Origin of the sequence: Serratia sp. BNK-33-b (assembly GCF_048684565.1) — a bacterium.
Lineage (GTDB): Bacteria > Pseudomonadota > Gammaproteobacteria > Enterobacterales > Enterobacteriaceae > Serratia > Serratia marcescens.
Genome location: NZ_JBLQTZ010000001.1, coordinates 2,691,436 through 2,706,602, shown reverse-complemented (window position 1 = coordinate 2,706,602; position 15,167 = coordinate 2,691,436). Strand labels below are relative to the sequence as shown.

At 61.2% G+C, this 15,167-nt stretch carries 15 protein-coding genes; 3 read left to right on the top strand and 12 right to left on the bottom strand.

Features of this window, described 5'->3' with window-relative positions:
• The 3 genes from phnT to phnR form a co-directional block, all read right to left on the bottom strand.
• Window positions 1-1,125: a 2-aminoethylphosphonate ABC transport system ATP-binding subunit PhnT gene (gene phnT / locus ACMGGK_RS12865; RefSeq protein WP_420277451.1), complete on the bottom strand. Its 1,125-nt coding sequence runs from the start codon at window positions 1,123-1,125 to the stop codon at window positions 1-3.
• Window positions 1,126-1,133: 8 nt separating this feature from the next.
• Window positions 1,134-2,144, bottom strand: a complete 1,011-nt coding sequence (locus ACMGGK_RS12860) for a 2-aminoethylphosphonate ABC transporter substrate-binding protein (protein WP_420276940.1) — start codon at window positions 2,142-2,144, stop codon at window positions 1,134-1,136.
• 175 nt (window positions 2,145-2,319) lie between these two features.
• Entirely contained in the window at window positions 2,320-3,039 is a 720-nt protein-coding gene (gene phnR, locus ACMGGK_RS12855; RefSeq protein ID WP_048795867.1) for a phosphonate utilization transcriptional regulator PhnR, read from the bottom strand.
• 154 nt (window positions 3,040-3,193) lie between these two features.
• Here phnR and phnW point away from each other — a divergent pair, with 154 nt between their 5' ends.
• Both phnW and phnX read left to right on the top strand, forming a co-directional pair.
• The gene (gene phnW, locus ACMGGK_RS12850) at window positions 3,194-4,297 is read left to right on the top strand and encodes a 2-aminoethylphosphonate--pyruvate transaminase (RefSeq protein ID WP_016927988.1); all 1,104 of its coding nucleotides are present in this window, start codon (window positions 3,194-3,196) and stop codon (window positions 4,295-4,297) included.
• A gap of 9 nt (window positions 4,298-4,306) precedes the next feature.
• Entirely contained in the window at window positions 4,307-5,116 is an 810-nt protein-coding gene (gene phnX, locus ACMGGK_RS12845) for a phosphonoacetaldehyde hydrolase (RefSeq protein ID WP_016927987.1), read from the top strand.
• A gap of 63 nt (window positions 5,117-5,179) precedes the next feature.
• On the opposite strand, the gene ACMGGK_RS12840 is transcribed toward phnX, so the two are convergent.
• From ACMGGK_RS12840 to ACMGGK_RS12825, 4 genes are all read right to left on the bottom strand, one after another.
• Window positions 5,180-6,571, bottom strand: coding sequence for an L-cystine transporter (locus ACMGGK_RS12840; RefSeq protein ID WP_049300227.1), 1,392 nt, complete (start codon window positions 6,569-6,571; stop codon window positions 5,180-5,182).
• A gap of 181 nt (window positions 6,572-6,752) precedes the next feature.
• On the bottom strand, window positions 6,753-7,301 hold the full coding sequence (locus ACMGGK_RS12835; RefSeq protein ID WP_239044500.1) for a metal-dependent hydrolase: 549 nt from the start codon (window positions 7,299-7,301) through the stop codon (window positions 6,753-6,755).
• Between the two features lie 411 nt (window positions 7,302-7,712).
• The gene (gene hxpB / locus ACMGGK_RS12830; RefSeq protein ID WP_033640522.1) at window positions 7,713-8,378 is read right to left on the bottom strand and encodes a hexitol phosphatase HxpB; all 666 of its coding nucleotides are present in this window, start codon (window positions 8,376-8,378) and stop codon (window positions 7,713-7,715) included.
• A 63-nt stretch (window positions 8,379-8,441) separates the two neighbouring features.
• Window positions 8,442-9,722, bottom strand: a complete 1,281-nt coding sequence (locus tag ACMGGK_RS12825) for an HdeD family acid-resistance protein (protein WP_420276939.1) — start codon at window positions 9,720-9,722, stop codon at window positions 8,442-8,444.
• 185 nt (window positions 9,723-9,907) lie between these two features.
• Between ACMGGK_RS12825 and ACMGGK_RS12820 the strand changes: the two genes are divergently transcribed.
• Window positions 9,908-10,468: a YniB family protein gene (locus ACMGGK_RS12820; RefSeq protein ID WP_004931453.1), complete on the top strand. Its 561-nt coding sequence runs from the start codon at window positions 9,908-9,910 to the stop codon at window positions 10,466-10,468.
• 35 nt (window positions 10,469-10,503) lie between these two features.
• On the opposite strand, the gene ACMGGK_RS12815 is transcribed toward ACMGGK_RS12820, so the two are convergent.
• The 5 genes from ACMGGK_RS12815 to ACMGGK_RS12795 form a co-directional block, all read right to left on the bottom strand.
• Window positions 10,504-11,373, bottom strand: coding sequence for a fructosamine kinase family protein (locus ACMGGK_RS12815; protein ID WP_004931452.1), 870 nt, complete (start codon window positions 11,371-11,373; stop codon window positions 10,504-10,506).
• Window positions 11,374-11,609: 236 nt separating this feature from the next.
• On the bottom strand, window positions 11,610-12,464 hold the full coding sequence (locus ACMGGK_RS12810; protein ID WP_033640520.1) for a metal ABC transporter permease: 855 nt from the start codon (window positions 12,462-12,464) through the stop codon (window positions 11,610-11,612).
• On the bottom strand, window positions 12,464-13,324 hold the full coding sequence (gene yfeC, locus ACMGGK_RS12805) for an iron/manganese ABC transporter permease subunit YfeC (protein WP_049300231.1): 861 nt from the start codon (window positions 13,322-13,324) through the stop codon (window positions 12,464-12,466). The genes ACMGGK_RS12810 and yfeC overlap by 1 nt, the downstream gene beginning before the upstream one ends.
• The gene (locus ACMGGK_RS12800; protein WP_049300232.1) at window positions 13,324-14,214 is read right to left on the bottom strand and encodes a manganese/iron ABC transporter ATP-binding protein; all 891 of its coding nucleotides are present in this window, start codon (window positions 14,212-14,214) and stop codon (window positions 13,324-13,326) included. Before ACMGGK_RS12800 ends, yfeC begins: the two co-directional genes overlap by 1 nt.
• On the bottom strand, window positions 14,211-15,155 hold the full coding sequence (locus tag ACMGGK_RS12795) for a metal ABC transporter substrate-binding protein (RefSeq protein ID WP_079449311.1): 945 nt from the start codon (window positions 15,153-15,155) through the stop codon (window positions 14,211-14,213). The genes ACMGGK_RS12800 and ACMGGK_RS12795 overlap by 4 nt, the downstream gene beginning before the upstream one ends.
• Window positions 15,156-15,167 lie beyond the last annotated feature (12 nt).

Genomic DNA, 15,167 nt, shown 5'->3' with positions numbered 1-15,167 from the left:
TCAGTCCTCGATCAGTACCGCATCGTCGGGGGCGAAATAGAGCGGCACGCGCTCGCCGATCTGCGGCATCCGGCTGCGATGGGTGGTGACCACGCGCAGCGAATGGCCTTGTACCTCGAACTGCAGGTGCGTCAGCTCCCCCTGCCAATGAATATCGCGCAGCGTGCCGATGAGGCAGTTGCTGCGCTGGGCGTCGGCATCAAGCGCAATATGCTGCGGCCGGATGCACAGCAGCTTGTCGAAGCCGCGTTGTGCGCCGTAGGTGAAACAGCCGATCACTTTGCCGGCGCAGCTGACGGTGGTCATGCCTTGCTGCGCGGTAGTCTCAAGGGCGGTGGCCGGCAGCAGGTTGGCGCGGCCGAGAAACTCGGCGGCGAAGCGGTTCGTCGGATGGTGGTACAACGCGCGGGTTTCGCCGTGGGCGATCAGGTGGCCGTCGCGCATGATGCCGATCTTGTCCGCCAGCGTCAGCGCTTCCCCCTGATCGTGGGTGACGTACAGGATGGTCAGATCCGGCAGCTCGCGGTGCAGGCGGGCGATCTCTTCCACCATGCTGTGACGGATTTGCGCGTCCAGCGCCGACAGCGGCTCATCCAGCAGCAAGACTTTGGGGCGCACCGCAATGGCGCGAGCGATCGCCACCCTCTGCTGTTGGCCGCCGGAAAGCTGGCTGGGATAGCGCTTGGCGTAGGCGGACATGCCGACGATGGCCAACGCTTCTTCGACGCGCTCGGTGGTCAGGCCGCGCGGCTTGCCTTGCGCGCGCAGGCCGAACGCCACATTGTCCTCGACGCGCATATGCGGAAACAGCGCGTAGTTCTGTACCACCATGCCCAGGCCGCGCTCATAGGGCGGCACGTCGGTGACATCGATGTCACCGATGGCGATGCGTCCGGCGGAGGGCTGCACGAATCCGGCGATCGCCCGCAGCACGGTGGTTTTACCCGAGCCGGAGGGGCCGATCAGCGCCAGCACTTCGCCGGGGGCGATGGTGAGCGTGAGGGGTTTCAGCACCTCGGTGCCGCGATACGACACGCTGACGCGGTTGAGCTGAATGCCCGACGGCCCGGCGATGTCGAGGCTGCTATCCCGCGCCTCGGCGCGGGAAGAGAGGGTAGAAGGCATCGTCAGCGTCATTCGGTCACCTGGCGCCAGCGGGAGATATCGGCGGACAGGCTGTTCACCACCTGGTTCCAGTCCGGCGCCCAGATGTCCACGCCTTTCAGCGCCGCCTGCGACTGCTTGAAGTTATCGTCGGTCGGGGTGACGTCCTTGCGCACCGGCATACCGTAGGAAATGGCGCTGACGCTGCTCTGCGCTTCTTTGCTCAGCAGGAAGTCGATCAGTTTTTTGCCGTTGGCGCTTTGCGGCGCGCCTTGCACCAGGCCGATATAGTAAGGCAGCACCAGCGTGCTGCGTTTGCCGTCCGGCCCGGCCGGCCAGAACACCTTCACGTTCGGATTGCTGCGCATCTGCGCCAGATTCATCTGCAGATCGCCGTTGGCCACCAGCAACTCGCCTTTATTGACCAGCGCGGTCAGCTTGCCGGTGGAGGCCGAAGGGCCGACGTTGTTGCTTTGCAGCTTGCCGAGGTAGTCGAAACCGGCATCTTTGCCGCCGAAGCTGTGAAACGCCTGCAGCATCACCGCGGTGCCGTCACCCGCCTGACCCGGCGTGGAGTACTGCAGCTTATTGCGGAATTGCGCGTCCAGCAGTTGTTGATAGCTGGCGGGCGCCTGCGGCAGCAGTTTGGCGTTATAGATGAAGCTCAGGTAGTTGTTCACCAGCGGCACGAACTGCGGCTGGGCGTCGGCGATCTGCGCCGCATCCTGCGGGGTGAAATCCTGCAGCAGTTTTTCCGCGGCGGCGCGCTGGATGAACGGCGGCAGCGTCACCAGCACGTCGGCCTGCGGGTTGCTGCGCTCCTTCGACAGGCGCTCCACGATGGCGCCGGAGCCGCCTTCGACGTACTGCACTTTGACGCCGGTCGCCTGGGTGAAGGCGTTGAACTGGGTTTGATACCAGCTGTGATCGCCGTCGTGCAGACCATCGGCGGAGTAGACGGTCACCACCGCGTCGGCGGCCCAGGCCGGCGCGGCGCCGAGTGCGATGGCGATCATCACGACCAGACGAGAGAATTTCATAGCTTCAGCCTCACTGTTGCGGGTTCATGCGAAACTGGTATACACCAGATATGCGGCCAAGCTAATCGGCAAATATGACAAACAAATGAAAGCGGCAAAATATAGTTGCCGGCGACGGGGATTAGGCGTGGGAGAGAAAGGCGGAGCGGCAGGCGCAGCCCCGTCATGCAGGGGGTTAAAGCGTATCGACTTCGATGCGCAGGCTGTCGTGGCGCCAGTATTCGATATCGAAATCGAGAATGCGGCCGTGCTGATCGTAATTCAACCGGCGCAGTAGCAACGCGGGCAGGCCGACCATGGCGCCGAGCGCATTGGCGGCGCGATAAGGCAGGGCGGTCGGGTAGAACGACAGGTGCATGTTGCTGTAAATCAAATCGTAATGCTGCTGATAAACCTCGGTCAGGCTGCCGTTGAGATCGTGACTGAGCAGTGCCGGCACCCGCTGCGGCAGGCAGTGGTTCTCGCAATAGCAGATGGCGCGGCCGTCGGCATACCGCACGCGGCGCAGCAGATACACCTGATCGAACGGTTCGAGCGCCAGCGACTGCATCACGTCGAGCGGCACCGTGGTTTTTTCGCCGGACAGCAGCGCGGTGCGCGGCGTGCGCCCTTGCTCCTGACAGAGACGGTGGAAGTTGGTGTTCTGCGTCGGATCCAGCCACAGCCGTTCCGGCGTGACGAACCAGCCGCGGCGATCGGCGCGGTAGATGGCGCCGGTGGCTTCCAATTGCGCCAGGCTTTCGCGAATGGTGACGCGGGTGGTGGAGAAGATGGCGCACAGCTCGCGCTCCGAAGGCAGCTTATCGCCGGCCTGTAGCGCGCCGCGGGTGATGCGCGCCTGAAGCTGATCCTTGATCTGCAGGTAGTGAGGCATATCGCCCTGATGTTCTTTCATTTCATCTCGCTATGGCATCGGCCCGACATTCCGGCACGCGCTTATTATACATAGCCAGATGAATTTTTTGTTTCACCGCGCTTTGTCGTTTGACCGGGGCAGGAATTTGCCGCCACAATGTGCGCAATCTGGTATAGACCAATAGGTGAATAACATGTCCGATCGTAACTACCTGCTGTTGACCCCCGGCCCGTTGACCACGTCGAAAACGGTGAAAGAGGCGATGCTGTATGACAGCTGCACCTGGGATGAAGATTACAACCTCGGCGTGGTACAGCGCATTCGCCAACGGTTGGTGGCGCTGGCGACGCCGTCCGCCGGTTATACCTCGGTGCTGCTGCAAGGCAGCGGCAGCTTCGCGGTAGAGGGCGTGCTGGGCACGGTCATCGGCCCGCAGGACAAGCTGCTGATCGTCAACAACGGCGCCTACGGGGCGCGGATGATCGAAATGGCGCGGCTGATGGATATCGACCACCACGCTTTCGACTGCGGTGAGGTGAATGAACCGGATGTGACGGCGATGGAGGCGGTGCTGAAAAGCGATGCGCGCATCAGCCATATCGCCATGGTGCACTGTGAAACCACCACCGGCATGCTCAACCCGCTGCAGAAGGTTGCCGGTCTGGCGGCGCGCAACGGCAAGACCTTTATCGTCGACGCCATGAGCAGCTTTGGCGGCATCCCGTTGGATGTGGACGCGCTGGGCATCGATTTTCTGATCAGCTCCGCCAACAAATGCATTCAAGGCGTGCCGGGCTTCGCTTTTGTCATCGCCCGCCGCAGCGAGCTGGAGAAATGCGCCGGCCGTTCACGCTCGCTGTCGCTGGATCTGTATGCCCAGTGGCGCTGTATGGAGGATCAGGCCGGCAAATGGCGCTTTACGTCGCCGACCCACACCGTGCTGGCCTTCGCGCAGGCGCTGAAAGAGCTGGAACAAGAGGGCGGCATTGCCGCGCGCCACCACCGCTATCAGACTAATCAGCGTCGGCTGGTGGCGGGCATGCGCGAGCTGGGCTTTGATACCCTGCTGGACGATGCGCTGCATTCGCCGATCATCACCGCGTTCTATTCGCCGAAGGCCGACACTTACCGCTTCGCCGAGTTTTATCAGCGCCTGAAGCAGCAAGGTTTCGTGATTTATCCCGGCAAAGTGTCGCAGAGCGACTGCTTCCGCATCGGCAACATCGGGGAAATTTATCCGCAGGATATCGAACGTTTGCTGGCGGCCGTCGGGCAGGCGATGTACTGGAATCAATAAGGATTGACCATGAAACAGATCAACGCAGTGATCCTCGACTGGGCCGGCACCACGGTGGACTTTGGTTCCTTTGCGCCGACGCAGATTTTCGTCGAGGCGTTCAAACACACCTTCGATATCGACATTAGCCTGGCGGAAGCGCGCATTCCGATGGGCCTCGGCAAATGGCAGCACATCGAGGCGCTGGGCAAACTGCCGGCGATCGACGCGCGCTGGCGACAGAAGCTGGGCCGCTCGATGAGCCATCAAGACATCGACGCGCTGTATCAGGCGTTTATGCCGCTGCAAATCGCCAAAGTGATCGACTTCGCCGATCCCATTGAGGGCGTGCCGCAGGTGATTGCCGGGCTGCGCGAACAGGGCATTAAAATCGGCTCCTGCTCCGGTTATCCGCGCGCGGTGATGGAGGTGCTGGCGCCGGCCGCTGCGCAGCGCGGTTACGCGCCGGATTACTGGGTCGCCACTGACGATCTCGCGGCCGGCGGGCGGCCGGGGCCGTGGATGGCGTTGCAGAACGCGATCGCGCTGGGCATCGATGCGGTGGCGCACTGCGTGAAGGTGGATGACGCGGTGCCGGGCATTGCCGAAGGGCTGAACGCCGGGATGTGGAGCGTCGGGCTGGCGCTGTCCGGCAACGAGTTCGGCGCTACCTGGTCGGAGTACCGTCAAATGGCGGCAGGGGAAATAGCGCAGCGCCGCACGGCGGCCGCCGATAAGCTGTACGCGGCGGGCGCGCATTATGTGATAGACACGCTGGCGCAATTACCGGATGTGATCGCCGATATCAACCGGCGGCTGGCGAACGGCGAGCGGCCGTAACGACCGAACGCGGGGCATAAAAAAACCGGGGATAATCCCCGGTTTTTTTGTTCTGAGACGGCGTTAGCGGTGAGCCAGTTCGACTTCGTCTTCGCTGTCCATCACGGCTTTGTCGGTTTGCTTCATCAGCTGGCTGGTGATGGTGCCTGCCGCCATGGAGCCGTTGACATTCAGCGCGGTGCGGCCCATGTCGATCAACGGTTCGACCGAGATCAGCAGCGCGACCAGCGTCACCGGCAGGCCCATCGCCGGCAGCACGATCAGCGCGGCGAAGGTGGCGCCGCCGCCCACGCCCGCCACACCGGCGGAGCTGAGGGTGACGATGCCGACCAGGGTGGCGATCCACACCGGATCCAGCGGGTTGATGCCGACGGTCGGCGCAACCATCACCGCCAGCATCGCCGGGTAGAGGCCCGCACAGCCGTTCTGGCCAATGGTGGCGCCGAACGACGCCGAGAAGCTGGCGATGGATTCCGGCACGCCCAGACGACGGGTCTGCGCTTCCACGTTCAATGGAATGCTGGCGGCGCTGGAGCGGCTGGTGAAGGCGAAGGTAATCACCGGCCACACCTTGCGGAAGAACTTCATCGGGTTCACGCCGGTGAAGGCCAGCAGGATGGCATGTACCACGAACATGATGGCCAGGCCGATGTAGGAGGCCACCACGAAGCTGCCGAGCTTGACGATGTCGTGAATGTTGGAACCGGCGACCACTTTGGTCATCAGCGCCAGCACGCCATACGGCGTCAGCTTCATGACCAGACGCACCAGCTTCATCACCCAGGCCTGTAGGGTGTCGATAGCCACCAGCACGCGCTCGCCTTTCGGCTTGTCGTCTTTCAGCAGCTGCAGCGACGCCACGCCGAGGAAGGTGGCGAAAATCACCACGCTAATGATCGACGTCGGGCTGGCGCCGGTCAGATCGGCGAACGGGTTTTTCGGGATGAACGACAGCACCATCTGCGGCACGGTCAGGTCGGCCAGTTTGCCCACGTAGTTGGTCTGGATCGCCGTCAGGCGCGCGCTTTCCTGCGCGCCCTGCACCAGGCCTTCGGCGGTCAGGCCGAACAGGTTGGTGACCAGCACGCCCACCAGCGCCGAGATCAGCGTGGTGAACAGCAGCGTGCCGATAGTCAGTACGCTGATTTTGCCCAGAGAAGAGGCGTTATGCAGCTTGGCCACCGCGCTCAGGATCGAGGCGAACACCAGCGGCATGACGATCATTTGCAGCAGTTGCACATAGCCGTTGCCGACGATGTTGAACCAGCTGATGGATTCTTTCAGTACCGGGTTGTCGGAGCCGTACACCAGCTGCAGGCCCAGGCCGAACACCACGCCGACCACCAGGCCGACCAGCACTTTTTTCGCCAGGCTCCATTGCTTGTGGCGGGTTTGCGCCAGCAGCAAAAGGAGCGCGACAAACACCAGCACGTTAATCACGAGCGGAAGATTCATCCCCAATGTCTCCAATAATCTTTCTTATAAAAACGACAACGCATCACGTATGTCGCGATGTAAATATCGTAACAGTTTGCCGAGTGGCCCACTTATATCCAAATGGAATTTGATATAGCTTTTTGTGTGTTTTTGTTTGTTTTATATACATCAAGGTGATGGGTTAAGCGTTTTTTTGTGATCAGAGTCTGATATTTCTGATTTGCTCGACATAGGATTGCACCGGCAGGGTGAAATCACCTTGCCAGCAGATGGCAAACGCCACCAGGCACAGACACAGCACCCGCTCCAGCTGGTTGCCTTTTTGCGAGTTGAGCAGCGGCAGGCGAAAACGCCAGCGGCATGGCCACAGCAGCGGCACGCCGGCGGGGGTGAGCATATCGGCCAGCAGATGGCTGAAGTAACCGATGATCATGGCGTGCAGCGCGTCGGCCGGGATCGGCCAACTGCGCGGCACATCCAGCTGGAACAGCGCCATGCCGCCGGCGATCGCCAGCAGGCTGTGGGTGAAACCTCGGTGGCCGAAGGCGCGGGCGATGGGCAAGGCGATCCAGCGCAGGCGCTGGCCCAGCACCGACTTGGGGTGATCGATGTCCGGCAGCAGCGAGGTCAGCAGCGCGGCGGGTATGATGTGCCACCAGTCGCCGGTAGCCAGCTCTGGCGTCACTTCCGTCTTCTTGGCGAAGATCGCGCAAGCGACAGAGAATATAAGGTGTCCTTCCGCGGTCATGCTGTTGCGATTCCGGCTGGTAAACTGTTAATTTATCCAGTATATGGGAAAATTCCCAGTAGTGGAAGCAGTTACCCTGTAACCAATTGTTTATTTTTCCCTGTTTTACAACGGCTTGTTACGGTAATGCGTAACAAATCATCGATTTTGACGGGCGAGAATAAAAAGCGGGCAATGGGCGATGCATTAAGATGAGAAAAAAGGACGGTGGGCGGGAGGAAGCGGCGGCCCTGAACAGCGCTGCGTGGCAGTGACAACGCTCCGCGGACCGTCGCTTTCCTGCCGCCCAGCATAATAATAACAACATGCTAATTCAATAATAATGAAACGCTGTTTTGTTTATTTTGCAGTACGGATCCCTTTTATGACGCAGAGCGGCAAACGCAGGGCGCCGGCGGCCGGCGCCGCTGGTCAGGCAAAGTGAGCGGCAGTGAGCTGTTCCAGGGTCTCCAGCTTGTGGTCTGCCAGCGCCCAGCGCGGATCGTGACGGTATTCGGCCGCCGGGATGACGATGGAACGCATGCGCGCGGCCTTGGTGGCGATCATGCCGTTAAAGGAGTCTTCCAGCGTGATGCAGCGCAACGGATCGCTGCCCAAGCGTTCGGCGGCGATCAGGTAGACCTCTGGATGCGGTTTGCTGTACGGCAGGTATTCGGCGGAAACCAGCTGATCGAAGTAACCTTCAAGATCGAACATCTTCAGCACCTGCCGTTGCATGTGCAGCGGCGAGGCGGAGGCGAGACCGATGTTCAGCCCCTGACTGCGGCACAGCTCCAGCGCCTGCTGGACGCCCGGCAGCAGCGGGCGCGTCTCGTGCACCAGCTCGATGGCGCGCTCGATAATCCGCGCCGACACCTCATCGAGCGAAACCCCTTGCCACGGCATCGCCTGGTACCACATCTTCACCACCAGATCGATGCGCAGCCCCAGCGTGTCCGGCAGCTTGTGACGATCGGACAGATCCAAACCCAGCGCACCGAAGATATCCAGCTCGGCCTGCAGCCACAGCGGTTCCGAGTCGATCAACAAGCCGTCCATATCAAAAATTGCGGTTTCAATGCGTTGCGAATAAGCCATTAGCGGTTAACTCCTGTCGGCGCGGGTGAATGTGCCGACACTCTATCATCGCCGGCGGCGAGACTAAAATCTTTGCCTGCGCGCGTGGCTTTTGCCAAAGCGAAGGATAGTCCACATTTCGCGCAGCTTTAGCCACCAACGTTGGTGCTGGCGCTCGGTAACCTGTTGCAACATGCGCGCATAGTCCAGCACCAAGCCTGGCGTCCAGGTCATGCTTTCGCCACGGCTGCGCAGTACCGCCAGCATCCACAGGTTGGGATCCAGCACCAGCAGCAGAAAACGGCGCCACAGATGTTTATCGCCCAGCACGCCTTCCAACGCGCTGTCGAGCGCGCCGATGACCGTGGTGGAGCAGTTGCGCCGAGTCAGGTTGTAGGTGGCGTCCTGCCGATAACGCAGCCAGAATGCGCGCAGCGCCGCCGGGTTATAGCGATAGAACTGAATTTTCTTGTCCGGTGGGCACCAACTGGCGATCTCGCCCGGCAGGTCGGGCAGAAAACGCCCATCGACGTTGTTTTGATCGCCGGCATGCAACAACTGGCGGAAATCCTGAACGGAATGGCTGATGTCGTTGAGCGGGTAGTGACTGATATACACATCCGGCGCGAGCGCCAGGGCGGCGTGACCGGTGGAGATATTGCCGCCGCCGTCGACCGCCGCGATGTATCGGTCGACGATGTAACGCCGGCGCGGATCTTTAGCCGCACCAATCGGTGTCCAGACATACACCGTGAGCGGCACAGTCTCATCCTCCGGGGGCGGTGGCTGCCGCGCGGGGTGCTGATTCAGAGAGAAGCTTGTCAGTCTGCGGGCGATACGCAATAAGGCCCAGCCGGAAAGCACCATCATCACGCCGAGGCAAAAGGGCACCGTCATCCGATGCGGCGCCGGCCAGCCGACAAAAATCATCAATGAAAGCAGGATCTCGCCGCCGCCCGCCAGCGCCACGCCTTTCCATCGACTGTGTTGAATCACCGTGGAGGAGGCGATGCGCACGGCGCCGTCAAGCAGCAGCGCGCTGCCAAACACCACGGTGGCGACGATGTTATCGTCTGCGGGCACGTCCAGCATTAAAAAGGCCATAAAGACAAAACCCAATCCTTTCAGCAGCACCGGCCTGCTGGCCGAAGAGCCGATCACCAGCGCGGCGGATACCGCCACCAACCCCTCCAGCGCCAGGATGACCGCCAGCGCATCCAGCGCCAGCATGGACCGGCCATCCTGCAGTATGTCGAACAGCATCAGCGCCCCTGCGGCTATCCACAGCCAACCGAACAGCACCAGCAGGCGGCGCTGGCCGTGCAGCGCCTGCGCGCCCAGCAATAAGATAATCAGTCGAATCATGGCGGCCTCTGCCCGAATGGATAACGTTATCTCTTCAATGATAGTGCCCGGATATCGTTAAGCAGTTGATTTTGTCGAATTCGGCTAAGCTTGTAGCACAGCGGGAATGAAGAAAACGGTGGGCGAGTTTCGCCAACTGCAGGTAGACTTAGCCGATTCGGTTACGTCGCTAACAAGGGGAACACATGACGTATCAACAGGCCGGGCGTATCGCCATTTTGAAACGCATTCTCGGATGGGTGGTTTTTATCCCGGCGTTGCTGTCGACGCTGATTTCCGTGCTGGGCTTTATCTATCAGCACAGTGAAAAAACCAAAGGCATCAACGCAGTGATGCTGGATTTTGTCCACGTGATGGTGGATATGGTGCGTTTCAATACGCCGTTCCTGAACCTTTTCTGGTACAACTCGCCGGTGCCTGACGTGGATAAAAGCCTGTTCAGCGGCGCCAATTTGATGTTCATCATCATCTATATATTGATCTTCGTCGGGCTGGCCTTGCAGGCTTCCGGCGCGCGCATGTCACGTCAGGTCAAGTTCATTCGCGAAGGGCTGGAAGATCAGATGATCCTGGAGCAGGCCAAGGGCAGCGAAGGGCACACGCGCCAGCAGTTGGAGGAGCGTATCACGCTGCCGCACCACACCATCTTCCTGCAGTACTTCCCGCTGTACATCCTGCCGATCGTGATTGCGGTGATCGCCTGGTTCGTGATCCGCTTGTTAGGGCAATTGGCCGGCGCGGCCTGAGCCATCAACGGGGCGCCGCTCGGCGCCCCGGAACGTTATGACGCCTCCGGCTGCAACAGCGCCTCCACCGCGCGTTGTGCAGCCACCAGATGCTGGCCGCCGAACAGGTTGCTGCGGTTGAGCAGGTAGTACAGCTGATACAGCGGCTGGCGCTCGATAAACCCGGCCCCCAGCGGCCACACGCTCTGATAGCCGTCGTAGATCTGCGGCGGCAGCTCCGGATACAGCGGCAGCATCGCCAAATCGCACTCTCGATCGCCCCAGTAACTGGCCGGGTCGAACAGAATCGGCCCGTGGGCGGTCATCGCGCAGTTGCCCGGCCACAGGTTGCCGTGCAACAGGGACGGTTGCGGCTGGTGGTGCTGCAAGCGCAGATACACCCGATCGACAATGTCGTCGATATCGCCGAAGGTCATGCCTTTCTCCGCGGCCAGTTGCAGCTGCCAGCCGATGCGCTGCTCGGCGAAGAATTCCGACCAGCGGCGCTGCCAGGCGTTGGGTTGCGGGGTGGTGGTCAGATCGCTGTCGAAGTCGAGACCGAACTGCGGTTGCTCGCTCCACTGGTGCAAATGCGCCAGCTGCTGGCCCAGGCAGTAGGCGCCGTGAGCATCGAGGGGTTTCAGCTGCTGATACTCCAGCAGCAGGAAGCTGTAGTCGCGATCGCTGCCGACGCCGTACACTTCCGGCACCCGCACGCTTTTGCTGCGCGCCAGCAACGCCAGCTGATCGGCTTCGGCGGTGAATATCGGCAGTTGTTCCCGGGCGTCGCATTTCACGAACACCTCGTTATCACCGTAACTCACGCGCCACGCCGGGTGAATGTCGCCCCCGGGCAGTTCAATCCTTTCGCGTATCTCTGCGCTGCCAAGATGTTCACTTAACAGACGGCTAACGGCTTGCCACATGGTATCTCCCCCTCTGTGCTGCCTGATAATTCATTAGGTTAGCGTCTTTCCCGTGGTGAAAACACGACGCGGCGCACAGCCGGCGTCAAAGGCGGCGATTTTTTCAACGGCTCGCCAGCTCAAAGTATATACCCTATTGATTAATTTAAGCGCAATACCGGTTGCAACTTGATGACAACGGATAAGCGAGGGAAAGATAGGATGCGGCGGGGAACCCCGCCGCATCAGAGGGGCGTTTAACTGCCCATCGGGGCGTTTTTGTTACCCTGTAACGGACGCAGCTTGCTGTACAACAAGGCGACAACGAACAGCACGGCCTGCACGATGACGATGCAGGGCCCGGTGGCGCCGTCGATGTGGAAGCTGATCAGGGTGCCGAGCACGCAGGAGAACACCGACACCACCGTCGCCGCCATCAGCATGCGATCAAACCGGCGGCACAGCATAAAGGCGATGATGCCGGGGGCGATCAGCATGGCGATCACCAAAATCACCCCTACGGCCTGCAGCGAGGCGACGATGGTCATCGCCAGCAGGCACAGCAGCCCGTAGTGCAGCAGCTTGACCGGCAGGCCAATCACCCGGGCGTGGTGCGGGTCGAAACAGTACAGCATGAAGTCTTTGCGCTTGAGCAACACCACCGCGAGGGTGATGCCGGCAATCAGCAGGGTTTGCTTCAGCTCGCCGTCGGTGATGCCCAGCATGTTGCCGAACAGAATGTGGCTCAGGTGCTGGTCGGTGTCGATGCGCGAGAACAGCACCAGGCCGAAGGCGAACATGCCGGAGAAAACGATGCCCATCACAGTGTCTTCTTTCACCCGGCTGTTCTCTTTCAGGTAGCCGGTGGCCACCGCGCAGAAGATGCCGGAAAGGAAGGCGCCGATCGCCAGCGGAATGCCGACCACGAACGCCACTACGATGCCGGGCAGCACCGCGTGCGAGATGGCATCGCCCATCAGCGACCAGCCTTTGAGCACCAGATAGCAGGAGAGCACGGCGCACACCACGCCGGTAACGATGGCGGCGACGATCGCTCGCTGCATGAACGGGTAGGCGAAGGGTTCGCTGAGCAGTTGGTAGAGCGTGTCCATCAGCGGCCTCCGGTTTGCGAATGCGCCACGCGACGTTTTGCCGCCAGCAGGCCGTGTTTCGGCGCGAAGAAGAACGCCGCCAGGAACACCAGCGTTTGCAGGGTGACGATCACACCGCCGGTGGCGCCGTCGAGGAAGAAACTCAGATAGGCGCCGACGCCGCTGGTCAATGCGCCGATGATGATGGCGATGATCACCAACCGGCTGAAGCGGTCGGTCAGCAGGTAGGCGGTGGCGCCCGGGGTGATCACCATGGCGATCACCAGAATGGCGCCGACGGTTTGCAGCGCGGCGACGGTGCAGGCGCTGAGCAGGGTGAAGAACAGGATCTTCAGCTTTAGCGGCGACAGGCCGATCGACACCGCGTGGCTTTCGTCAAAGAATACCGCCAGCAGGTCTTTCCACACCAGGCACAGGATCAGCAGCGAAACGCCGATGATGATTTCCACCTGCAGCACGTCTTCGTCGGCGATGCCGAGAATATTGCCGAAGATGATCGACTGTACGTTGACCGAGGTGGGGTTGAGCGACACGATCAGCAGGCCGACGGCGAAGAAGGTGGAGAAGATAAAGCCGATGATAGCGTCTTCGCGCAGCCGGGTGATGTGGCGCACCAGCGTCATCGCCAGCGCCGCCAGCATGCCGGTGAAGAAGGCGCCGGCGGCGTAGGGCAGGCCGAGGGCATAGGCGCCGGCCACGCCGGGCACCACCGAGTGCGACAGCGCATCGCCCATCAGCGACCACCCTTTCAGCATCAGATAGGCGGACAGGAACGCGCAGGCGGCGCCGACGATGGCGCTGACCCAGATGGCTTTCACCATGTAGTTATAACTGAAAGGTTGCAGCAGAAGGTCCAGCATCAGGATTGTTTCTCCCTGGCCTGGCTGTTGGCCGGCGGATCGCTCTTGGTGTGGCCGTAGAACACCGCCGGGCGTTCATCGTCGGTCAACACCGTAACGGTACGCGGATCGTTGTCGTCGTGCAGATCCGGACCGGAGAGGTTGATATGGCGCAGCACGCCGCCGAACGCCTGCTCCAGGTTGCTCTGCGTGAAGGTGGTTTCGGTCGGGCCGGCGGCCAGCACCGTGCGGTTGATGAGGATCACCCGATCGCAAAACTCCGGCACGCTGCCGAGGTTGTGGGTGGAGACCAGGATCAGATGCCCCTCGTCGCGCAATGCGCGAAGCAGCTCGATAATGGCATTCTCGGTTTTCACATCCACGCCGGTGAATGGCTCATCCAGCAGCAGCACGGTGCCCTGTTGCGCCAACGCGCGCGCCAGAAACACGCGCTTTTTCTGGCCGCCGGACAGCTCGCCGATCTGCCGGCCGCGCAGCTCGCTGAGGCCGACGCGCTCCAGCGCCTTGTCGACCCGCAACCTGTCCTCACGTGACGGAATGCGCAGGAAATTCATCTTGCCGTAGCGGCCCATCATCACCACGTCTTCCACCAGCACCGGGAAGTTCCAGTCGACGTCTTCGGTTTGCGGCACGTAGGCGATCAGGTTCTTTTTCAGCGCGTCCGCCACCGGTTTGTCGCTCAGCGAAACCCGGCCGCTGGTGGGTTTGACCAGCCCCATGATGCTTTTGAACAGCGTCGATTTGCCGCTGCCGTTGACACCGACCAGCGCGCAGATCGAACCGCCGCTCAGGGTAAAGCTGGCGTTGTGAATGGCGGTGTGTCCGTTGTTGTAGGTCACGGTGACGTCGTCCACGTTCAACTCCGGGCGGGCAAACGGTTCATGGGTCATTGATCGAATCCTTTGGCGATGGTTTGCACGGTGGTGTTGAGCAGGTCGATGTAGGTCGGCACTGGGCCATCGCGAGTGGACAGCGAGTCTACGTACAGCACGCCGCCGTATTTGGCGCCGGTTTCTTTCGCCACCTGCTTGGCCGGCTTGTCGGAAATGGTGCTCTCGCTGAACACCACCGGAATATGGTGGGCGCGCACGGCGTCGATCACCCGGCGCACCTGCTGCGGCGAGCCTTGTTCATCGGCGTTGATCGGCCACAGATAAACCTCTTTCAACTGATAGTCCTGCGCCAGGTAGCTGAAAGCGCCTTCACTGGTCACCAGCCAACGCTGTGCGGCCGGAATGCGCGCCAGGCGTTCGCGCAGCGGGGCGTCCAGCGCGCCGATTTTCTCTGCGTAGGCCTTGGCATTGCGGTTATAGGTTTCCGCATTGGCCGGATCGTGCTCCACCAGCGCCTTGCGAATGTTCTCGATATACACCAGCGCGTTGCTTGGCGACATCCAGGCATGCGGGTTCGGGTTGCCGTTATAGGGCCCTTCGCGGATCGGCAGCGGGGTAATGCCTTCGGTGACTACCGCCGCCGGCACCTGCTTGATGTTTTCGAAGAAACGCTGGAACCAGCGCTCCAGGTTCATGCCGTTCCACAGGATCAGGTCGGCGTGCTGCGCCTTGACGATGTCGCGCGGGGTCGGTTGATAGTCGTGGATCTCGGCGCCCGGCTTGGTGATGGATTCCACCACGGCGGCGTCACCGGCCACGTTCTGGGCGATATCCTGAATGATGGTGAAGGTGGTCACCACGCGCAGCTTTTTTTCCGCCAGCGCGTTTTGACTGACCAAGGCGGCGCCGAGCAGCAGGCAGGCGAGCGTAAAAGGGCGTAACAGTGCGGCAGCGCGGGAAGGGCGACTGCGATGAAAAGCGCAACTTATCAATGGCATGATGACGTCTCC